19 protein-coding genes are annotated in these 21468 nt (G+C 66.3%); 9 read left to right on the top strand and 10 right to left on the bottom strand.

All coding sequences use genetic code 11. The features are described from left to right. Window position 1 precedes the first annotated feature (1 nt). The 8 genes from ACZ5YA_RS30640 to ACZ5YA_RS30675 form a co-directional block, all read right to left on the bottom strand. Window positions 2–982 carry a M14 family metallopeptidase gene (locus ACZ5YA_RS30640; RefSeq protein WP_464091659.1) on the bottom strand — a complete coding sequence of 327 codons (981 nt, stop codon included), beginning with the start codon at window positions 980–982 and terminating at the stop codon, window positions 2–4. 31 nt (window positions 983–1013) lie between these two features. Beyond that, entirely contained in the window at window positions 1014–1976 is a 963-nt protein-coding gene (locus ACZ5YA_RS30645; RefSeq protein WP_419342557.1) for a Bug family tripartite tricarboxylate transporter substrate binding protein, read from the bottom strand. A 90-nt stretch (window positions 1977–2066) separates the two neighbouring features. Then, window positions 2067–3356, bottom strand: a complete 1290-nt coding sequence (locus ACZ5YA_RS30650) for an NTP/NDP exchange transporter (protein WP_280015292.1) — start codon at window positions 3354–3356, stop codon at window positions 2067–2069. 4 nt (window positions 3357–3360) lie between these two features. Next, window positions 3361–4278, bottom strand: a complete 918-nt coding sequence (locus tag ACZ5YA_RS30655; protein ID WP_464091660.1) for an aldo/keto reductase — start codon at window positions 4276–4278, stop codon at window positions 3361–3363. Between the two features lie 168 nt (window positions 4279–4446). Next, complete coding sequence (locus ACZ5YA_RS30660) at window positions 4447–5157, bottom strand: Bax inhibitor-1/YccA family protein (protein ID WP_054450644.1); 711 nt, start codon at window positions 5155–5157, stop codon at window positions 4447–4449. 130 nt (window positions 5158–5287) lie between these two features. After that, on the bottom strand, window positions 5288–5686 hold the full coding sequence (locus ACZ5YA_RS30665) for a hypothetical protein (RefSeq protein WP_118931834.1): 399 nt from the start codon (window positions 5684–5686) through the stop codon (window positions 5288–5290). 46 nt (window positions 5687–5732) lie between these two features. Further along, window positions 5733–6197 (bottom strand): DNA polymerase III subunit chi, encoded by a 465-nt coding sequence (locus ACZ5YA_RS30670; protein ID WP_464091661.1) that lies wholly within the window; start codon window positions 6195–6197, stop codon window positions 5733–5735. A 22-nt stretch (window positions 6198–6219) separates the two neighbouring features. Next, a complete protein-coding gene (locus tag ACZ5YA_RS30675) occupies window positions 6220–7728 on the bottom strand; it encodes a leucyl aminopeptidase (protein ID WP_059374749.1) in 1509 nt (502 codons plus the stop codon). Between the two features lie 57 nt (window positions 7729–7785). Between ACZ5YA_RS30675 and lptF the strand changes: the two genes are divergently transcribed. After that, window positions 7786–8889 carry an LPS export ABC transporter permease LptF gene (gene lptF / locus ACZ5YA_RS30680; protein WP_059374747.1) on the top strand — a complete coding sequence of 368 codons (1104 nt, stop codon included), beginning with the start codon at window positions 7786–7788 and terminating at the stop codon, window positions 8887–8889. Window positions 8890–8940: 51 nt separating this feature from the next. Here lptF and ACZ5YA_RS30685 read toward each other — a convergent pair whose 3' ends face one another. Next, entirely contained in the window at window positions 8941–9861 is a 921-nt protein-coding gene (locus tag ACZ5YA_RS30685; RefSeq protein WP_306633719.1) for a LysR family transcriptional regulator, read from the bottom strand. Window positions 9862–10085: 224 nt separating this feature from the next. Here ACZ5YA_RS30685 and ACZ5YA_RS30690 point away from each other — a divergent pair, with 224 nt between their 5' ends. The 4 genes from ACZ5YA_RS30690 (at window position 10086) to ACZ5YA_RS30705 (ending at window position 14447) form a co-directional block, all read left to right on the top strand. After that, window positions 10086–11303 (top strand): ABC transporter substrate-binding protein, encoded by a 1218-nt coding sequence (locus ACZ5YA_RS30690; RefSeq protein ID WP_464091662.1) that lies wholly within the window; start codon window positions 10086–10088, stop codon window positions 11301–11303. A 93-nt stretch (window positions 11304–11396) separates the two neighbouring features. After that, window positions 11397–12890, top strand: a complete 1494-nt coding sequence (locus tag ACZ5YA_RS30695) for a CoA-acylating methylmalonate-semialdehyde dehydrogenase (RefSeq protein ID WP_059374741.1) — start codon at window positions 11397–11399, stop codon at window positions 12888–12890. A 94-nt stretch (window positions 12891–12984) separates the two neighbouring features. Beyond that, entirely contained in the window at window positions 12985–13929 is a 945-nt protein-coding gene (locus ACZ5YA_RS30700; protein ID WP_054450660.1) for a CysB family HTH-type transcriptional regulator, read from the top strand. 194 nt (window positions 13930–14123) lie between these two features. Then, the gene (locus ACZ5YA_RS30705; RefSeq protein ID WP_054451313.1) at window positions 14124–14447 is read left to right on the top strand and encodes a DUF2325 domain-containing protein; all 324 of its coding nucleotides are present in this window, start codon (window positions 14124–14126) and stop codon (window positions 14445–14447) included. 157 nt (window positions 14448–14604) lie between these two features. Here the strand turns inward: ACZ5YA_RS30705 and ACZ5YA_RS30710 are convergent, their stop codons facing one another. Beyond that, complete coding sequence (locus tag ACZ5YA_RS30710) at window positions 14605–15264, bottom strand: C40 family peptidase (protein WP_059374739.1); 660 nt, start codon at window positions 15262–15264, stop codon at window positions 14605–14607. A 287-nt stretch (window positions 15265–15551) separates the two neighbouring features. Between ACZ5YA_RS30710 and ACZ5YA_RS30715 the strand changes: the two genes are divergently transcribed. From ACZ5YA_RS30715 to acs, 4 genes are all read left to right on the top strand, one after another. Beyond that, window positions 15552–17441 carry a propionate--CoA ligase gene (locus ACZ5YA_RS30715; RefSeq protein ID WP_059374737.1) on the top strand — a complete coding sequence of 630 codons (1890 nt, stop codon included), beginning with the start codon at window positions 15552–15554 and terminating at the stop codon, window positions 17439–17441. Further along, a complete protein-coding gene (locus ACZ5YA_RS30720; protein WP_042792413.1) occupies window positions 17438–17845 on the top strand; it encodes a GlcG/HbpS family heme-binding protein in 408 nt (135 codons plus the stop codon). The genes ACZ5YA_RS30715 and ACZ5YA_RS30720 overlap by 4 nt, the downstream gene beginning before the upstream one ends. Continuing rightward, a complete protein-coding gene (locus tag ACZ5YA_RS30725; RefSeq protein WP_059374734.1) occupies window positions 17842–19182 on the top strand; it encodes an MFS transporter in 1341 nt (446 codons plus the stop codon). The genes ACZ5YA_RS30720 and ACZ5YA_RS30725 overlap by 4 nt, the downstream gene beginning before the upstream one ends. Window positions 19183–19399: 217 nt before the next feature. Continuing rightward, window positions 19400–21379 (top strand): acetate--CoA ligase, encoded by a 1980-nt coding sequence (gene acs, locus ACZ5YA_RS30730; RefSeq protein WP_059374732.1) that lies wholly within the window; start codon window positions 19400–19402, stop codon window positions 21377–21379. Window positions 21380–21468: the final 89 nt, after the last annotated feature.

A 21468-nucleotide genomic window follows, 5' to 3' on the forward strand; every position in this document is an offset into this window, starting at 1 on the left:
GTCAGTACTTCGAGGCTAGGGAATCGAGGGGAAGGGCGGGCGCGACCTGGATCAGGCAATCGCCGTCGTCGCTGCGGGCGATGGAGCGCAGGCAGACGACGGTGCCGGCTTGCAGGCTGGTCAGGGCGCGCGGCGCGGTATCGGGTCGGGCGGGTTCCATCAGTTGGCCGACGCGCTGGCGCGCATTGATCTGTTGTCCCAGTTCGACCGCCGGCACGAACACGCCGGCCTCGCTGGCGCGCACGGTGGCGGCGGGGACGTCCAGGTCGTAGAGGCGGACTTCGGGGCGGCGCGCGGGCGGCCGGTCGGGCAAAAGGCCGAGTTCGCCCAGGCAGCCCAGCAGGCCGTCGCGGCAGCGGTCGACCAGCGCCTGGCTGGTTTCGCGGCCCCCGCCGATCTCGGCGCTCAGGCGCAGCACCCCGTGGCGGCTGGCGGCGGCCGGCATGGAGCCGGACTCCGTGCCGCGGAAGTACATGCAATCGGGCAGCCCGAAGGCGCGCGCCAGGGCGGGCAGGCGTTCGTCGTAGGCATCATTGCCGTAGCGCGTGATGACCGACGAGGGCAGGTAGCGCAGCGACGCGCCGCCGCTGTGCACGTCCACCAGCGCCTGTATGCGCGGCAACAGCCGGGCTTCCAGCGCGGCGGCCACGCTCTCCGTGTAGCCGCGCGCGGGGGCTCCCAAAAAAGCGCGGTTGAGGTTGCCGCCGTCGGACGGCGACAGGCGGGTGCCTGCCAGCGAGGCCTCGGCGTTGGCCGCGGGCAGCAGGTAGACCGTGCCGCGCCGCAGGATGCCGGGCAGCAGGCGCCACAGTTCCAGGATGGCGGCCTGGCCTTCCCATTCGTCGCCATGCACGCCCGCCATCAAGGCGACGGCGGGGCCAGGCCCCGCCTCGATCCGCAGCATCGGTATGGTGACGCACCGGTAGGCCGACGCGTTGGTCGCCGCGGCGCAGGAGAAGTCCTCGCGGCTTACCGTGGCCATGCGGCGGCTCCTGCGCGTGTGGGGATCCGGTTCAATCCAGCGTGGTGCCGGCGGCCTTGATGATGCCTTCCCATTTGGGCAGCTCCTTGCGTATCTGGTTCTGTACGTCTTGCGGCGTGCCGCCCAGCGGTTCCTGGGAGCGGCTGCGCAGTTCCTTGCTGACGTTGTCCGAGCGCAGCGCCGCGTTCATCGCCGCGTTCAGCCGCGCGATGACCTCGGGCGGGGTGCCTGCGGGCGCGACCAGCGCGCTCCAGGCTGATTGTTCGTAGTCGGGATAGCCTTGCTCCGCCACCGTCGGCACGTCCGGATTGGAGGCGGCGCGGGTCTTGGTGGTGACCGCCAGCGCGCGCAGGCGGCCGTCCTTCAGGTTGCCGATGAGCGGCGGCAGGTTCTCCATCATGGAATCGACATGGCCGCCCAGCAGGTCGGACAACTGTGCAGCCGTGGCCTTGTACGGGATCTGGCGCACGGCGGCGCCGGTCTGGGCGATGAAGAGCTTGACCCCGACTTCGCTGGTGGTGCCCGGGTCGGCCGAGGTCATCGTCAGACGCTCCGGCTGGGCGCGGCTGGCTTCGATGAACCCCTTCAAGTCGCGATAGGGCGAGGACGCGTTCACCACGATGACGTTGGGCGTTTCGGCCACCAGCCCGATGGCGGCGATGTCGCGGTCCAGGTCGTAGAGTTGCTGCTTGAACAGGAACCGGTGCAGCACCAGCGTGCCGACGTGGGCATAGCCGATGGTGTAGCCGTCGGCCGCCGCGCGCGCCACAGCCTGGGTGCCGATGCGGCCGCCCGCGCCGACGCGGTTTTCCACGACCACGGGCTGGCCCAGCTGGCGGCTCATTTCCTGGCCCACCAGTCGTGCGGTGATGTCGGCGTTGCCGCCCGCTGCGGCCGGCACGATCAGGGTGATGGCGCGTTCCGGATAGGCGGCCAGCGCGACGGGCGCGGCCAGGCTGAGCAACAGGGAGGCAAGACAGGCGGTGCGTTTCATGACGTTTCCCCAGGCATTGAGAGCTGCGCCATTGTGCGGTCGCGGCCCGGGGAATACGTTTGTTTCAATGAGATGGATGTTCAAAAAAATCTAAGACTTGTCCGCAATGCGCCGGTCTGCGGTCCGTCCCAGCCCATGGCCTACCGCCGCGGCCGCCAGCGCGCACAGGGCGCCCAGCACGGCGATCAGGGCCGCGCCATAGCCCAGCATGTCCACGCCCGCCTTGACCCAGCCGCTGGCCGCGTCGCCCGCCCGGTAGACCACGGTATCGATGACGTTCTTGGTCTTGTACTTGTCTTCCGGCGAAACCGCCGTGAACAGCATTTCCCGCCCCGGCCGGATCAGCGCGTACTCGCCGACCCGGCGCACGATCATGGCCGCGGCCAGCACGCCGAAGACGGGAAAGGCCGCCAGCGCCAGGAAAGCGGCCGTCATCGTCAGCGGCACGGCGGTCAGCAGGAAGCGCAGCCCCAGGCGGGTGGCCACGCGTCCGGTGATGAAGAGCTGCGACAGTAGCGACAGCGCCTGCACCGAGAAGTCCAGCGCGCTGAAGACCCGGATGCGTTGCGCCGTGTCGGTGAAGGCATCCGCCACCAGCCGCGCCTGCTCCATGTAGAGAAAGGTGTTGAGCGTGGCCAGCAGGATCACCAGCAGCGAAATTCCCAGCAGAAAGGGAGACTGGAAAATGCGCGAGAGGCCCGCCAGGATCGAACCCTCCAGCGGCCTGCGCATGTCGTCCGCGGCAGCATCCTCGCGGTGGGCCGCACGCCAGCGCAGCAGCCAGCGCTTGAGGGGCAGGGTGGCGGTCAACAGCAGCGCCGACAGCAGCAACAGGCCGGCGGGACCGAGCACGCCAGCCAGCAGGCCGCCCAAAAGCGGGCCGGCCAGCCCGCCGGCGCTGGCGCCTGCGGCGATCAGCGCGAACAGGCGCTTGGCGGAATCCATACGGAACACGTCGGCCATCAGGCTCCAGGCGATGGAGACGACGAACAGGTTGAAGACCGACAGCCACACATAGAAGCTGCGCGCCGCCCAGACGCTGCCGGGCCGCAGATGGAGCAGGGCGGCGAAACCGGCCATGCTGAGGGCGAAGGCGGCATAGACCCAGGTCACCAGCATGGCGCGAGGCACGCGCGCCGACAGCCAGCCGAACAGCGGCACCACGGCCAGCATGGCGACGAAGGTCGCGGTGAAGAGCCATTGCAACTGGTCGACGCCCGCCTGGATGCCCATGGTCTCGCGTATCGGCCGCAGCATGAAATAGCCGCAGAACAGGAAGAAGAAAAACGCGAAGCCGCAGGCTGCCGGCGCCAGTTCCTCCTGGAGTATGCCCAGCGCCTGCGCGGCGCGGGCTTGCAGGCTGCCGGGGGCCGACGCCATGGCGTCAGGCCAGCAGGGCAGCGATGCGTTCCCGCATGGCGGCGTCCGGCAGCGGCCCGAAGCCGGCCTGCGCGTTGTCCGCCATGTTGGCCGGCTTGGAGGTGGCCGGAATGACGGCGGTGACCGCGGGATGGCCGATGATGAATTTCAGGAAGATCTGCGCCCAGGACCCGCAATCGAGCTCGGCGGCCAGCGGCGGCAGCGCCATGCCCTTGACCCGGCGGAACAGCGCGCCGTCCTGGAACGGGCGGTTGATCAGCACTGCGACACCGTGGGCCTGGCAGGCGGGCAACAGGCGTTTTTCGGCGCCGCGGTCGACCACGGACAGGTTGACCTGCAGGAAATCGGGCTTTTCCCGTTCCACCAGTTCGGTCAGCTCGTCGTGGGCGTGGTCGGTGTAGTGCGTGATGCCCAGGTAGCGGATCACGCGTTGCTGTTTCAGTTCGCGCAGCAGCGCCAGTTGGTTGGCGGTGTCGATCAGGTTGTGCACCTGGACCAGGTCGAGCTTGTCGCTGCCCAGCGCCTGTTGCGATTGGCGCACCTGGCGCATGGCCGATTCGTGGCCCTGCGTGCCGATCTTGGTCGCCAGGAAGGTCTTGCTCCGCAAGCCGCCGTCGCGCGCCAGCAGCGCGCCGGTGACCGCTTCCGCCTGCCCGTAGCTGGGAGCCGTGTCGATCAGCTTGCCGCCCTTTTGCAGCAGCGTGTCCAGCACCTGCGCCAGCGGCGCCATGGCGGCCTTGTCCGCGGGGGACACGTTGAAGGTGTCGGCGGTACCCAAGCCGATGACAGGCAGCGCCTCGCCAGAGGCGGGTATGTTCCGCCTGTGCATGGGCGTCACCACGCTGAGGGCGCGAGCCGGCAAGGCGGAACCGGTCAGGGCGGCGGCGGCAGCGGTCTGGAGGAAGCGGCGGCGGTCGGGCATGGCGTGGCTCCAGCGGGAGGGGGCGGGCGCGGCAAAGAAAAAGGGCCTGCACGTGAATGTAGGCCCAAGATAAAGAAAAAGAGCCTACACGTGAATGTAGGCCCAAGATAAAGAAAAAGAGCCTACACGTGAATGTAGGCTCTTTGTGCCGCTTTGGCAGCGTTTCGATTACTCGCGGTTGCCGCCGAAGATGCCCAGCAGCATCAGCAGGTTCGAGAAGACGTTGTAGACGTCCAGGTAGATGGCCAGCGTGGCGGACACGTAGTTGGTTTCGCCGCCGTTGACCACGCGCTGCAGGTCGACCAGCATGAAGGCCGAGAAGATGACGATGGCCAGGACCGAGATGGTCAGCATCAGCGCCGGCAGCTGCAGGAAGATGTTGGCCAGGGCCGCCACCAGGATCACGACCGCGCCGATGAACAGGAATTTCTGCAATCCCGACAGGTCGCGCTTGATGGTGGTGGCCAGCGTGGCCATCGTGCCGAACACGATCGCGGTGCCGCCGAAGGCCGTCATGACCAGCTGCGAGCCGTTGCTCATGCCCATGACGAAGCCCAGCAGGCGCGACAGCATCACGCCCATGAAGAACGTGAAGGCCAGCAGCAGGACCACGCCCAGCGAGCTGTTCTTGTTCTTTTCGATCGCGAACATCAGGCCGAAGGCGCCCACCAGGAACACGATGGCGGACAGGCCGGGGCTTGCGCCCATGATGCGGTTGATGCCGGTGTACATGCCCACGGCCGCGCCCAGCACGGTCGGGATCAGCGAGAGCGCCAGAAGCCAATAGGTGTTGCGCAGCACCTGGTTGCGCGCGACCTCGCCCGGCGCGCCGGCCACGGCGCCGGAACGGTTAAAAGGGGACGGACGATATTCGTTCATTGAGAACTCCTGTGTGCGGCAGAGTAATGGTTGCCTAGAAGGCTTAGATGGGAAGGATACCTTACAGTTCCCTGAAGAATCCAGTTCTGCCTAGGATTAGACCAGAGGCGGGAAATAGGTTCCAGACGGGTCAACCCGGCCTGACGTCCTGCAGCACCCGGGCGACGATGCGCGGCAATTCCGCGTCCATGCGGGCCTGGATCTGTTCGATGGCTTCGGCCAGGGCCTCGCGCATCAGCTGTTCGACCTCGGCCTGCAGGCGGGCGCTCAGAACCGTGGCGTCCGGCGCGGCATAGGGCGTAGCAGGGACGGCGGCTGCCGGTGGAATGATATCAGGGGACGCATGGTCGCCGTCCGCCACTTCCGTCAGGAGCGGAAAGGCGTCGTCGTCATGATCCTGCGCGCCATCGTCGGCCAGTTCGGTCAGCACGGGCATGTCCGCGTCGTCCGGGGAAGCCGGCGGGTAGAGCGCGGGCTCGGCCCGCTGGGTCAGGGTAGGGATGCCGGGGTCGGCGTGGCGAGAGGGCATGATGGCTCCCGGATGATCGAGGTGGCGCGCCGCAAGCCCGGCGCGTTCAGCCGTCCGGCTGCTGGCGGCTGAGGTCGTGGCTTTGCGGCGTGTGGCCCGCGGCCAGGTAGGTTCGCCAACGCTGGCGGGCGGCCTGCTTGTCCTCGGGGTCATCCGAGACGATTTCAAGCAGGCGCTCGAAGGCTTCGAAACCCGGAGGGCAGTCGAGGTCCAGGTTCAGCAGCCAGGACGGCTGGGGCTGTCCGCCCTGGCTCGCCGCGGCGGCCGCCTGTTGCGGATCGCCGGCGGTGAGAATCACCGGGGTCTCGCCCGCCAGCGGATCGTTGGCCAGCACGTGCGGCACGAAAGACGTGTCGTCGAAGGCCCAGAGCATGCGGTCGAACGCGGCCAGGCGGGAGCCATCCCTACAGTACACCACCAGCCGCTGCCCTGCCAGGTAGCGCTTGCGCACCACCTGGCAGGCGGTGCGCAAGCGGTCGGGCGCGCCGAAGGCGAAGTCGATGCGCGTCATGCCGGGTTCCGTTGCTGCCGTTTCAAGCCTGGTCCAGCAGGTACTGCATCAGGAGCGGCACGGGGCGGCCAGTGGCGCCCTTGTCCTTGCCGCCGCGCCAGGCGGTGCCGGCGATGTCCAGGTGGGCCCAGCGGTACGAGGTGGCAAAGCGCGACAGGAAGCAGGCCGCCGTGACCGCGCCCGCCGGAGGACCGCCGATGTTGGCGAGATCGGCGAAGTTGGACTTGAGCTGTTCCTGGTAGGCGTCGTCCATCGGCATGCGCCATGCGGTGTCCAGCGACTGGCGGCCGGCCGCGGCCAGCGCGTCGGCCAGGGCGTCGTCCTTGGAGAACAGGCCGCTGTTGACGTTGCCCAGGGCCACCACGCAAGCGCCGGTCAGGGTGGCGATGTCGATGACGGCGGACGGCTTGAAGCGTTCGGCGTAGGTCAGCGCGTCGCACAGCACCAGCCGGCCTTCGGCGTCGGTGTTCAGGATTTCGATGGTCAGGCCGGCCATGCTGGTGACCACGTCGCCCGGCTTGTTGGCCTTGCCGCTGGGCAGGTTTTCGCAAGCGGGGATCAGGCCCACCACGTCCAGCGGCAGCTCCAGTTCGGCCAGGGCGCGGAACGAGCCCAGCACGCTGGCGGCGCCGCACATGTCGTACTTCATTTCGTCCATGGTGGCGGCGGGCTTGAGCGAGATGCCGCCGGCATCGAAGGTGATGCCCTTGCCGACCAGCACAATGGGGCCTTGCGCGCCCTTGGCGGTCTTTTTGGCGGTCTTGCTGCCGGCATGGCGCAGGACGATGAAGCGCAGCGCTTCCTCGGAACCGCGCGCGACCGACAGGAACGAGCCCATGCCCAGCGCTTCGACCTGCTTGCGGTCCAGCACTTCCACCTTCAGCGACTTGAACTCGCGGGCCAGGCGCTTGGCCGTTTCGCCCAGGTAGGTCGGCGTGCAGATATTGCCGGGCAGGTTGCCCAGCGTGCGGGTCAGGTCCATGCCGTTGGCGATGGCGCCGCCTTCGCGCAGGCCCTTCTGGGCCTGGGCCGCGTCGGCGCGCTCGACCACCTGGACGATCTTCTTGAGCTTGGGACGGGCGTCGCGGTCGGGTTTGCCGAAGCTGGCGTCGTAGTGATAGGTGGCGTTGCCGGCTGCGATCGCGGCGCTGCGCGCGCGCGCGATGACGGCCACGTCCGCGATCGGGTTGGCGACCAGCGTGGACACGCCTTCGGCCAACTGGGCCGATACGCAGGCCGCGGCGAAGGCCTGCTCGGCCGAAGCGTGGGCGCGGGCCGAATATTCTTCCTGCTTGCCCAGGCCGACCAGCACCACGCGCTGCGCGGACACGCCGGGCAGGTTGCGCAGGGTCAGCGTGGAGCCGGCGCGGCCGCGGAACTCGGCCTTGACCACCGAACGCACGGCGCCGTTGGAAGCGCGGTCGATGAGATCGGCGGCGGGGCTCAACACGCCTTCCGCATAGACCCCGACGGCCAGGGCGGCGGTCTTGACTTGGTGCAGGGAAGCAGTGGTCTGTGTGCTAAATTCCATGAGGGTTTCCCGTGTACGTCTGTGTAGAATGCGGTCGATTATCCCGCATATTCTCCCATGTCTCTATTCAAACGCTCTGTCGTCAGCGAGATCACCAGTCACGCTGGCGTTGTCTTTTCCACGTTGCTCATCGTATGGCTCAGCGTGCTGCTCGTGCGCCTGCTCGGCGAAGCCGCGGGCGGCAACATCGGGGCGGACGTCGTGGTGGTGCTGGCCGCGCTGTCGACCATCACCGCATTGCCGACCATTCTCGCGGTCTCCGTCTTCATCGCGGTCCTCACCACCGTCACCCGCAATTACCGCGAATCCGAAATGGTGGTGTGGTTCGCCAGCGGCCTGTCGCTGGCCGATTGGTTCCGGCCGGTGCTGCGCGTCGCCATCCCGGTGGCGCTGGCGGTGGCGGGGCTGACGCTGGTGGCGGCGCCCTGGGCGTACCGCCAGATCGGCGAATACCATGAACGCTTCGAGCAGCGGTCCGACCTGTCCAAGGTCACGGCCGGCCAGTTCGCGGAATCGTCCGGCGGCAACCGTGTGTTCTTCGCCGAGGATCCCCTGGAACCCAGCGACGAACTGGGCAACGTGTTCGCGCGCGAAAATGGCCCCGAATGGCTCAGCGTGCTGACCGCCAGCAAGGCCCACAGCGAAACTTTGCCCAATGGCGACCGCTTCCTGGTGCTGGGCGAAGGCCATCGCTATGACCTGAAGCCGGGCACGCCCGAGATCCGGCTGGTGCACTTCGACAAGTACGGCCTGCGCCTGGAAAGCAAGTCGGGCGGAGATCCCGTGGCCGAAGCGCGCGCCAACGCGGAACGTTCCGCCAAGGCGCGCACCACCTCGCAACTGATCGCGGACAACACCAACAGCAGCTGGTCGCAAGTGATGTGGCGGGTCTCGTTGCCGCTGGCCGCGCTGAACCTTGCGCTGCTGGCGATTCCGCTGGGCGCCGTCAATCCGCGGCTGGGGCGTTCGGGCGACCTGCTCATCGCCGGCCTGGTGGGCCTGCTCTACATGAACCTGATGAACCTGTCGCGCGCCTGGATCTCCAACGGCAAGCTGAGCTTCGGCGTGGGCGTGTGGGCGATCCATGCCTTGGTGGCGATGCTGACCTTCTTCCTGCTGATGCGGCGCTTGCGCGTGAAGGCGCCCAAGAACAGCGCCTGACGCCGGCACATCCAACGCCTTGCGGCCCGCCCAGCGCGGGCCGCGGTTTTTTCAGGGCAGGTACTTCATCGTGCCGCCCTTGCCGGCCAGCAGGTCGGCGTTCCTTAGCACCGACTTGCGGATGAATTCCCACAGGGCCGTCACGCGCTTGAGCTTGCGCAGGTCTTCATGGCAATACATCCAGAACGAGCGCGTGATCTCGACCTCGTCCGCCAGCACCGGCGTGAGCCGCGGGTCCTGCGCGGCGATGAAGCAGGGCAGGATCGCCAGCGACTGGCCCTGCAGCGCGGCGTGGTACTGCGCCACCACGCTGGTGCTGCGCAACACCACCTTGCTGGCGGGCAGCAGGTCTTCCAGATAGCGCAGCCGCTCGCTGAACAGCAGTTCGTCGACGTAGCCGATGAAGGTGTGGTCGGCCAGGTCCGCGCGCTCGCGGATCGGCGGGTGGCTGGCCAGATAGCCGGGCGTGCCGTACAGGCGCAGCGTGTAGTCGCACAGCTTGCTGCACACATAGGGGCCGCGCTGGGGGCGCTCGATGGTGATGGCCAGGTCGGCTTCGCGCTTGGACAGGCTGACAAAGCGCGGCACCGGCAGGATGTCCAGCGTGATGTGCGGATAGCGCCGCTGGAAGTCCGCCGCCAGCGGCGTCAGCACATAGCTGCCGAAGCCCTCGGTGGCGCCGATGCGCAAATGCCCCGACAGCGCCTGGCCGATGCCCGACAGGTTTTCGCGGGCGGAGTGCACCGTGCTCTCCATCTGTTCGGCATGCACGAACAGGCGCTGGCCGTCTTCGGTCAGCACGAAGCCCGCGCTGCGCGACTTCTCGAACAGCAGGGTGTCCAGCTCCGCTTCCAGCGCGCGGATGCGCCGCGACACCGTCGTGTGCTCGACGCCAAGCTTGCGCGCCGCGGCGCTCACCCGCTGGGTGCGGGCCACTTCCAGGAAATATCTCAGGCTGTCCCAATCAAGCACTTTCCGGCTCTCCAGGCCCGGCTGCGCGCTGCGCCGCCGGTCAAATTTGCTTGTGCATGAATGCACAAGGAATGTGCATTTCTAGTGTTGCTTGTTGATTTTCACACATCTACACTGGGTCGGCGGGCTTGGGGCCTGTAGCCAGGCTCTCCGGGGTCTGAACCCCCCGGGACCGCAGGCCGCGAAGACGGCGCCATAACGCATAAAACTCAGGAGACAAATCCATGAAATTGCACGCACGCGGGCTGGCCGTAGGCTTGTGTCTGGGCGCCGCATTGGTCGGCCAGGCGCAGGCGGCGGATAAGCCGCCAGTGAAGATCGGCATTCTGACGGACATGTCTGGCACCTACGCCGGCATGGGTGGGCCTGGTTCGGTGGCGGCGGCGCAGTTGGCCATCGACGACTGCCTGGCCGCGGAATGCAAGGGCATGAAGATCGAGCTGGTGTCCGCGGACAACCAGAACAAGGCCGACGTGGGCGCGGCCAAGGCGCGCGAATGGTTCGACCGCGACGGCGTCACCGCCATCGCCGACCTGACCAATTCCGCGGTGGCGCTGGCGGTGCATGGCATCGCGCGCGAAAAGAACAAAGTGGTGATGTTCTCCGGTCCCGCCACCACGGCGCTGACCAACAAGGAATGCTCGCCGGTGGGCTTTCACTGGATGTTCGACACCTACTCGCAGTCCGCGGGCGGCGCCAAGGCCACGGTGAAGGCGGGCGGCAAGTCCTGGTACTTCATCACCGTGGACTACGCCTTCGGCCACTCGCTGGAAGCCGACACGGCCAAGGCCGTGCAGGCGCTGGGCGGCACTGTGGCCGGCAGCGTGCGCCATCCCCTGAACGCCCCGGACTTCGCGTCCTACCTGCTGCAGGCGCAGGCCTCCAAGGCCCAGGTCGTGGCCCTGGCCAATGGCGGCCAGGACACCGTCAACGCGGTCAAGCAGGCGCGCGAATTCGGCATCGTGGCCGGCGGCCAGCGCCTGGTGTCGCTGCTGATTTTCCTGTCGGACCTGCGCGCGCTGGGCCTGGAAAGCGCCCAGGGCCTGTCCTACGTGGACGGCTTCTACTGGGATTACGACGATGCCACGCGCCAGTGGTCCGCGCGCTTCGAGAAGGCCTTCCGCGGCCTCAAGCCGACCATGACGCAGGCGGGCGTGTACTCCAGCGTGCGGCATTACCTGCGCTCGGTGGCCGCTTCCGGCAGCACCGACGGCAAGGTGGTGGCCGACAAGATGCGCGCCCTGCCCATCGAGGATCCGATCATGCGCAACGCTTCCATCCGTCCCGATGGCCGTGTGATCCACGACATGTACCTGTATGAAGTGAAGAAGCCGTCCGAGTCCAAGGGTGGTTGGGACTATTCCAAGCTGGTGGCCACCATTCCGGCCGCCGAAGCCTTCCAGCCGCTGGCGGATTCGAGCTGCCCGCTGGTCAAGAAGTAAACCCGGGGCGCCGGCAGGCCCTTGCCGCCGGCGCCTCACCATCCATGTATGCGGATTCCATCCGCATCGACCATGCAGTGTGAGGAGCATCAAATGAGTGAAGTCCCCCGCGTTCCGCTATTGATCGGCGGCAAGCTCGTGCAGTCCAAAACCACCGAATGGCGGGACGTGATCAATCCCGCTACCCAGGAGGTCGTCGCCAAGGTGCCCTTCGCCACGCGCGAAGAGCTGGACCTGGCCGTCTCCAACGCCAAGGAGGCTTTCAAGACCTGGCGCAACAGCGGGCAGGGCGCTCGCATGCGCGTCATGCTGAAGTTCCAGGAACTGCTGCGCGCCAACTCCGGCAAGCTGGCCGAAATGATCACCCGCGAGCACGGCAAGACCCTGCCGGACGCCGAGGGCGAAGTCGGCCGCGGCCTGGAAGTGGTGGAGCACGCCTGCTCCATCGCCAACCTGCAACTGGGCGAATACGCCGAGAATGCCGCTTCCGGCATCGACGTCTACACGCTGATCCAGCCGCTGGGCGTGTGCGCGGGCATCACCGCGTTCAACTTCCCGGTCATGCTGCCTTGCTTCATGTTCCCGATCGCCGTGGCCTGCGGCAACACCTTCGTCCTCAAGCCTTCCGAGCAGGATCCGACGTCCTCGCTGTTCCTGGCGCAGCTGGCGCTGGAAGCCGGCCTGCCGCCGGGCGTGCTGAACGTGGTGCACGGCGGCCCGGAAACCGCCAACGGCCTGTGCGAACACCCCGACATCAAGGCGGTCTCGTTCATCGGCTCGACCCGCGTCGGCACCGAGATCTACAACCGCGCCTCCGCCGCCGGCAAGCGCTGCCAGTCCATGATGGGCGCCAAGAACCACTGCGTGATCCTGCCGGACGCCGATCCCGAGGTCGCGCTGAACCAGCTGGTGGGCGCTGCCTTCGGCGCTGCCGGCCAGCGCTGCATGGCCTCGTCCGTGGCCGTGCTGGTGGGTGAAGCCCGCAACTGGCTGCCTGACTTCGTCGAACGCTCGAAGAAGCTCAAGGTCAATTCCGGCATGGATCGCGAGGCCGATCTCGGTCCCCTGGTTTCGCCCAACGCCAAGAAGCGCGTCGAAAGCCTGATCCAGAAGGGTGTGGACGAAGGCGCCAAGCTGCTGCTGGACGGCCGCAGCCTGAAGGTCGCCGGTTTCGAGCAGGGCAACTTCGTGGGCCCGACGATTTTCGACGGCGTCACCGAAAACATGACCATCTACACCGAGGAAATCTTCGGGCCGGTCCTGTGCGTGGTGGGCGTTGAAACGCTGGAGGACGCGGTCGCGTTCATCAACCGCAATCCCAACGGCAACGGTGTGGCGCTGTTCACCCAGGATGGCGGCGCGGCGCGCTACTTCCAGAACAACATCGACGTCGGCCAGGTCGGCATCAATGTGCCGATCCCGGTGCCGGTGGCCTGGTTCAGCTTCACCGGTTCGCGCGGTTCCAAGCTGGGCGACCTGGGCCCCAACGGCAAGCAGGCCGTGCAGTTCTGGACGCAGACCAAGACCGTCACCGCGCGCTGGTCGGCCCATGCCAAGAGCGTGAACACCACGATCTCGATGCGCTGAACTGGGGACGCCTTGCATGTAAGCTTATATAAATAAGTTATATAACGAGGCGCCCTTATTACTTATAATTGGCCCGTCTAACAGGGGCCAATTCATGAACCTGCAGCAATTTCGTTTTGTCCGCGAAACCATCCGGCGCGACTTCAATCTGACCGAAGCCGCCCGGATGCTCTACACCTCGCAGCCCGGCGTTTCCAAGGCGATCATCGAGTTCGAGGACGAACTGGGCATCAAGATCTTCGAACGGCACGGCAAGCGCATCAAGGGGCTGACCAAGCCCGGCCTGGCGGTGTCGCAGGTCATCGACCGCATCATGCGCGAAGTGGACAACCTGAAGAAGGTCAGCGACGAGTTCGCGCGCCGCGACGAGGGCGGCCTGGTCATCGCTTGCACCCACACCCAGGCGCGCTATCTGCTGCCCCGCGTGATTCCCGCATTCCGCAAGCAATTCCCCAAGGTGCACCTGTCGCTGGCCGAAGGCAGCCCCGCGCAACTGGCCGAGATGGTCCTGCACGAACAGGCCGACCTGGCACTGGCGACGGAATCACTGGCCTTGACGCCGGGCCTCGCGACCTTGCCGGTCTATGCCTGGGAACACACCGTGGTGGTGCGCCCGGATCATCCCCTGGCCGAACTGACCTCCAGCGCCGCCAAGCGCCTGTCGCTGGCGCAACTGGCCGAATATCCCATCGTGACCTATGACCGCGCCTTCACCGGCCGCAGCACCATCGATGAGATCTTCGCCAACCAGGGCATCCATCCCGATATCGTGCTGGAAGCCATCGATGCCGACGTCATCAAGACCTATGTCGACGTGGGCCTGGGCATCGGCATCATTGCTGGCGTGGCCTACGATCCGCGCCGCGACAGCAATCTGGTGGGCCTGCCGGTGGGCCATCTGTTCGGCACGCATACGACCCGCGTGGGCGTGAAGGCAGGGGTGTTTCTGCGCGACTACGTCTACACCTTCCTGGAGATGCTGGCGCCTTCGCTGACCCGCGCGGTGGTGACGGAAGCGGTGCAGGGGACGCCCAAGTAGCAGGCCGTTTCCTCGGGGATTGGAGGCGCGACGCCGTTGGGTGGCGCGCCTTTTTCTTGCCGCGACACGGTCCGCCCTATCCCCTTCCATATGCTCATAAAAATAATTAAATAAGAACGGATCTCATTTGAGTTGACTAAAAAATAGGAATCATTATCATTACATCCAGTCTCAACGACCCAGTGAGGTTCATCATGACGGCAGGATTAAGTGCAGTGGTAGTGGGCGCCGACCGCCTCGGCAACATTCCGGATCTGCTCAAAGGGCACAACATTTCGATCACGCACCATATCAGCGGGCGTGATCCCTCGCATCAAAAGAAGACGTTGCAATTGCCCTCGGGCACCCAGCTGGTCATCCTGCTGACCGACTTCCTGGGCCATAACGTCATGAAAACCTTCCGCAACGCCGCGCAACGTGGCGGTATCCGGGTCGTCGCTTGTCGGCGTTCGGTGTGCAGCATGCAGCAGGCCCTGCAGCAATGCGGCCTGTGCCAGCGGGCAGGCTCGGTGCATTGAAAACACGGTCTGCCGCCGCCTAACAAAAACTGGGGAGGCCGGAACGGCCTGCGGCCCAAAACGCCGCGAAGAGATGTAAAAAAACGCCGCCGGACTGGAAAGTCCGGCGGCGTTTTGCTTGTGGCGGGGAGAGCCTGGCGGCTATCCTGGGAGCGTATCAGTTGGAGGCGCGGGCGGAAGCCATCAGGCTGTTGTCCAGGCGGCGCGCGCCGTTGTAGCGCTTGGACCAGTAGGCCATGGTCATGTTTTCCACGCGGACCACGCCGCCGGCGCTGGGCGAGTGCACGAAGCGGTCGTCGCCCAGGTAGATACCCACGTGCGAGTAGCGGCGGCCCAGCGTATTGAAGAACACCAGGTCGCCGGCCTTCAGTTCGTTCTTGGCGATCGAGACGCCTTGCTGCGCCATTTCAGCGGCGTTGCGGGGCAGCTTCAGGCCCAGCGAGCGTTCGGCGGTGTACGTGACCAAGCCGCTGCAGTCGAATCCGGTGTCGGGGGAGTTGCCGCCGAAGCGGTAGCGGATGCCAAGATGGTTCAGGGCTTCGCTGACCAGGGCGTTGTCGCTATTGACGCCCGAGTGGGTCTTCTGGCGTTCGCGCTTGAATTTCTGGCTTACCAGTACGCCGATGGGATCATCGGAGGTGGCGACCCATTCCGTCTCGTAGGGGTCAATCTCGGACGTATGGGCGGTTGACTTTTGATTTGTAGCGGCACAACCTGCCAGACCCACCACGCATGCAACCAACGCCAGCAAGCGCAGACCGCGAGTTGCTTGGCCGGAGGAAGGATTCAGTCTCGCGTGGTTGGAGTGTCGATGCATGCGCCTGGGGGTGATTTGCAGATAACGGCAAAAAACACGGAATTCGCCGTGAATGTGGCCGAGATGTCAGCAAAATCAACATTGTTCTACAACTTCGCGGGGATTCTACCAAACTTTTAAGACCAGTTCGTTACGAAACCGGCGTTAATGTCCATGCAGCGTGGACATTTGGTAGAACATTTTGACTTGCGGCAAGCCTCGTGCAAGGTTTGCCTACCAGAATGGCCGAAGGATCAGAGAAGAAATCAATCAGCCTTAAGGCCTAAGAAAGATAACAGGAGACATAAATGCAAAAAACCCGGGATTTCCATTACCGCTCGATACACGACCGCGACGCTTTCTGGCGGGAAGAGGCCGGCCGCATTCACTGGGAGACGCCTTTCGAGTCCGTGCTGGACTTCTCCCGGCCGCCGTTCGCCAAGTGGTTCACGGGCGGGCGCACCAATCTCTGCTACAACGCCGTCGACCGCTGGCTGCCGACCCAGGCCGACGCGCCGGCCCTGATCTGGGTGTCCACCGAGGTCGACCGGGAGCGTGTCTACACGCGCCAGGAAATGTACGAAGAGGTCAACGCCGCCGCGGCCATGCTCAAGGAGCTGGGGGTGGGGCGCGGCGACCGGGTGCTGCTGTACATGCCCATGGTGCCGGAAGCCGTGTTCACCATGCTGGCGTGCGCGCGGATCGGCGCGGTGCACTCGGTGGTGTTTGGCGGCTTCGCCTCGGTCAACCTGGCCCAGCGCATCGACGACGCGGCGCCCAAGGTGGTGGTCTGCACCGACGGCGGTTCGCGCGGCGGCAAGGTCGTGCCCTACAAGCCCCTGCTGGACCGCGCACTGGCGCTGGCCAAGACGCCGCCGGCCTCGGTGGTGGTGTTCGATCGCGGCCTGGCGCCGTTCGAACCCGTCGCAGGACGCGACCTGGATTACGCGACCCTGCGCCAGCGGCATCTGGGCGCGCGGGTGCCTGTGGAATGGCTGGAGTCCTCGGAGCCCAGCTACATCCTCTATACCTCCGGCACCACCGGCAAGCCCAAGGGCGTGCAGCGCGATACCGGCGGCTACGCCGTGGCGCTGGCCTCGTCCATGGAATACCTGTTCGACGGCCGCGCTGGCGATACCTTCTTCTGCACCAGCGACATCGGCTGGGTGGTCGGCCACTCCTACATCATCTACGGCCCCCTGATCGGCGGGCAGGCGACGGTGCTGTATGAAGGCACGCCGGTGCGTCCGGACGGCGCCATCCTGTGGAAGCTGGTGGAGCAGTTCGGCGTGAACACCCTGTTCTCGGCGCCGACGGCGGTGCGCGTGCTCAAGCGCCAGGATCCGGAGCTGCTCAAGCGCCACGACCTGTCCTCGTTGCGCGCGGTCTACCTGGCGGGCGAACCGCTGGACGAGCCGACCGCGCAATGGATTTCAGGGGGCCTGGGCAAGCCCATCATCGACAATTACTGGCAGACGGAATCGGGTTGGCCGATCCTGTCGGCCCAGCCTGGCGTGGAAAAAGTCCCGACGCGCTTCGGCAGCCCGTCGTTCCCGGTGTACGGTTTTGACGCGCGCATCGTCAGCGAGTCCACCGGCGAGGACCTGGGCCCCGACCAGAAAGGCGTGGTGGCCATCGTGCCGCCGCTGCCGCCGGGCGCCATGTCCACCATCTGGGGCGACGACGAGCGTTTCGTGCAGACCTACTTCACGTCCATTCCCGGCCGCCAGGTGTATTCGACCTTCGATTGGGGGCTGGTGGACGCCGACGGCTACTGGTTCATCCTGGGCCGCACGGACGATGTGATCAACGTGGCGGGCCACCGGCTGGGTACGCGCGAGATCGAGGAATCCGTCAACAGCCACAACGCGATTGCCGAGTGCGCGGTGGTGGGCGTGGCGGACTCGCTCAAGGGCCAGGTCGCGATGGCGTTCGCCGTGCTCAAGAATCCCGCCGGGGCCGAGACTGAAGAAGGGGCAAAGCGCCTGGAAGGCGATATCATGCGGCTGGTGGAAGAGCAGCTGGGAGCGGTGGCGAGGCCCGCCAGGATCCGGTTCGTGGGCGCATTGCCCAAGACCCGTTCCGGCAAGGTCCTGCGCCGCGCGATCGTCGCGGTATGCGAAGGACGCGATCCCGGCGATCTGACCACCATAGAAGATCCCACCGCCCTGGAACAAATAAAGGAGTCGCTGCAATGAATACCAAGCCCGTGCTGAGCGCCGAAGACGTCAAGAAGATTTTGGCTGCGGCCGAAGCACACGCCCTGCAGAACAAGTGGGCCGTTACGATCTCCGTGGTCGATGATGGCGGCCATCTGCTGGGCATGCTGCGCCTGGACGGCGCGGCTCCGATTTCGGCGCACATCGCGCCGGCCAAGGCCAAGACCGCGGCGCTCGGCCGCCGCGAATCGCGCGTCTACGAGGAAATGATCAACAACGGCCGCTACTCGTTCCTGTCGGCCCCCTTGATCGACGGCCTGCTGGAAGGCGGCGTGCCGGTCGTGGCCGATGGCCACGTGGTCGGCGCGGTCGGCGTGTCGGGCGTGAAGTCGAGCGAAGACGTGCTGATCGCTCAAGCTGGCATCGCCGCCCTGGGCCTATGAGCCACGGCGAGCCGTCGGATGCGCCGGCCGGCGCGTCCGCGCAGAACGCCGGGCCAGGGGGCGACGGCCCCCTGAATCCCGGTGTGGCCAAACGCGAGGTCTGGGCCTGGGCCATGTACGACTTCGCCAATTCCGGCTACACCACCGTGATCCTCACGGCGGTGTTCAGCACTTATTTCGTCGGTGTGGTCGGCGGGCGCGCCCCGTGGGCCACGCTGGCCTGGACCGCGGCGCTGTCGCTGTCCTACCTGCTCATCATGCTGACCATGCCCACGCTGGGCGCCCGCGCCGATGCGCGCGCCAGCAAGCGTCGCTTGCTCTTTACGAGCACGGTGGGCTGCGTGGCCGCCACGCTGGTGCTGACGCAGGCTGGGCCTGGGGACGTCTGGCTGGCGCTGGCCGCCATCGTCGTTTCCAACTACTGCTATTGCGTCGGCGAGTCCGTGGTCGCGGCCTTCCTGCCGGAACTCGCGCGGCCCTCCGCGCTGGGGCGGGTTTCGGGCTGGGGCTGGAGCTTCGGCTATTGCGGCGGCATGCTCACGCTGGGCCTGTCGCTGGTGGTCGTGACGCTGGCCGAGGGGCGCGGTGAAACCGCCGAGCATTTCGTGCCGTGGGTGATCGTGGTCACCTGCGCGGTGTTCGCGCTGGCGGCGCTGCCATCCTTCTTCCTGCTGCGTGAACGCGCGAAACCGCAGGCCGGCAAGCAGGAAGCGCTGCACATGCTCAAGCGCCTGGCCTATGCCTGGCGCGAAACCGGCCAGCACTTTCCGGAGTTCCGCCGCCTGCTCATGTGCATCGCCTGCTACCAGGCGGGGATTTCGGTGGTAATCACGCTGGCGGCGGTCTATGCCTCGGAGGTCATGGGCTTTACCACGCCGCAGATCATGCTGCTGGTGTTCACCGTGAACATCGGCGCGGCGGCCGGCGCGTTTTCGTTCGGCTACGTGCAGGACCGCATTGGCCACAAGCCGGCGCTGGCCCTGACGCTGTGCGGCTGGATCCTGATGGTGCTGGTGGCCTACGCCGCCGTGACCGCGCCCGTGTTCTGGGTCGCCGCCACCTTGGCCGGGTTGTGCATGGGCACCACGCAGAGCGCCGGCCGCGCCATGACCGGCGCCTTGGCTCCCGCCGGCCGGCTGGCCGAGTTCTATTCGCTGTGGACCTTCGCGGTGCAGTTGGCCGCGGTGATCGGTCCGCTGACCTACGGCCTGGTGACCTGGGCCACGCACGGCAACCACCGGCTGGCGATCCTGGTCACCGGCCTGTTCTTCGTGGGCGGCCTCATCCTTTTGTCGCGCGTGGACGTGAAGCGCGGGCTGGAACGGCGCGCCGCCTGAGGCGTGCGGGTCGCGCAGGCTGCTATCCTTATGGACTGTCCGGTGCCGCCGCGTCGAGAGCGCGGCGGCACGCCTTGATTACCCCGCGCCGGCCTTGCGTCGCGGGCTCCGGCCCGCATTTTGCGTAAGGTGCCCGTAAGAGCGTGGCGATACGGTTGCGGTTGGGTAATGAACAAGCGGCACAAACAAACAGAATTACCGATTGGAGACAAAGATCATGTCGAACGCTATTGAGTCCGTACTGGTGGAAACCCGGGTGTTCCCGCCGCCCGAGCGCGCTGCGGAAGGCGCCGCGATTCCCAGCATGGAGGCCTACAACGCGCTGTGCGCGCAGGTCGAGAACGATTTCGACGGATTCTGGGCCGGGCAGGCGCGCGACAACCTGCAATGGACCAAGCCGTTCACGCAGGTCCTGGACGAATCGGACGCGCCGTTCTACCGCTGGTTCGGCGATGGCGAACTGAACGTGTCGGCCAACTGTCTGGACGTGCACCTGACCAACGGCAACGCCGACAAGACCGCCATCATCTTTGAAAGCGACGACGGCAAGGTCAACAAGGTCAGCTACCGCGAATTGCTGGCGCGCGTCTGCCGCTTCGCCAATGGCATGAAGGCGCTGGGCTACAAGAAGGGCGACCGCGCCATCATCTACATGCCCATGTCGATCGAAGCCGTGGTGGCCATGCAGGCCTGCGCGCGCCTGGGCGTGACGCACTCGGTGGTGTTCGGCGGCTTCTCGGCCAAGAGCCTGCAGGAGCGCATCATGGACGTGGGCGCGTCGCTGGTCATCACCGCCGACGAGCAGGTGCGCGGCGGCAAGACCATACCGCTCAAGCCCGCGGTCGAGGAAGCCTTCACCATGGGCGGCTGCGAGGCCGTGACCAAGGTCATCGTGTACCGCCGCACCGGCGGCAAGGTGCAATGGAACGAAGGCCGCGACCTCTGGATGCATGACGTCGAGGCCGGCCAGCCCGACACCTGCGAGCCCGTGCCGGTCAACGCCGAGCATCCGCTCTTCATCCTCTATACCTCCGGCTCCACCGGCAAGCCCAAGGGCGTGCAGCATTCCTCGGCAGGCTATCTGCTGTGGGCGCTCTTGACCGTGAAGTGGACCTTCGACGCCCGCAAGGACGACGTGTACTGGTGCACGGCCGACGTGGGTTGGGTTACCGGCCACACCTACATCACTTACGGCCCGCTGGCGGCGGGCCTGACGCAGGTGGTGTTCGAAGGCGTGCCGACCTATCCCAACGCCGGCCGCTTCTGGGACATGATCGCGCGCCACAAGGTCACCACGTTCTACACCGCGCCCACCGCGATCCGCTCGCTGATCAAGGCCGCCGAGGCCGCGCCCGAAGCGCATCCGCAGAACTACGACCTGGACAGCCTGCGCATCATCGGCACGGTGGGCGAACCCATCAATCCCGAAGCCTGGATGTGGTATCACAAGAACATCGGCCGCGAGCGCTGCCCCATCGTGGACACCTGGTGGCAGACCGAGACCGGCGGCCACATGATCACGCCGCTGCCGGGCGCCACGCCGACCAAGCCGGGTTCCTGCACCTTGCCGCTGCCGGGCATCGCCGCGGCCATCGTCGACGAGACGGGTGGCGATGTGGAGCAAGGCAATGGCGGCTTCCTGGTCATCAAGCGTCCGTGGCCGGCCATGATCCGCAACATCTGGGGCGACCCGGAACGTTTCAAGAAGAGCTACTTCCCCTCGGAACTGCGCGGCTACTACCTGGCAGGCGACGGCGCGCAGCGCGATGCGGACGGCTATTTCTGGATCATGGGCCGCATCGACGACGTGCTGAACGTCTCCGGCCACCGCCTGGGCACGATGGAAGTCGAATCCGCGCTGGTGGCGCACGAGCTGGTGGCGGAAGCCGCCGTGGTGGGCCGCCCGGACGACACGACGGGCGAAGCCGTGGTGGCCTTCGTGGTGCTCAAGCGTTCGCGTCCGGAAGGCGACGAGGCGCAAGCCATCGCCAAGGTGCTGCGCGACTGGGTGGCCAAGGAGATCGGCCCCATCGCCAAGCCCAAGGACATCCGCTTCGGCGACAACCTGCCCAAGACGCGCTCGGGCAAGATCATGCGCCGCCTGTTGCGCGTGGTCGCCAAGGGCGAGGAAATCACGCAGGACGTTTCCACGCTGGAGAACCCGGCCATCCTGGACCAGTTGGCCAAGTCCCTGTGATCGTTCCCGTCCACTTGATGGACGGGAACGGCCCGCCTGCGGCCGCCGGAGGCGGCAAGGCAGGCGCATAATGTCATACGCCCGTATCG

The sequence above is a fragment of the Achromobacter sp. JCM 18799 genome (assembly GCF_055395645.1).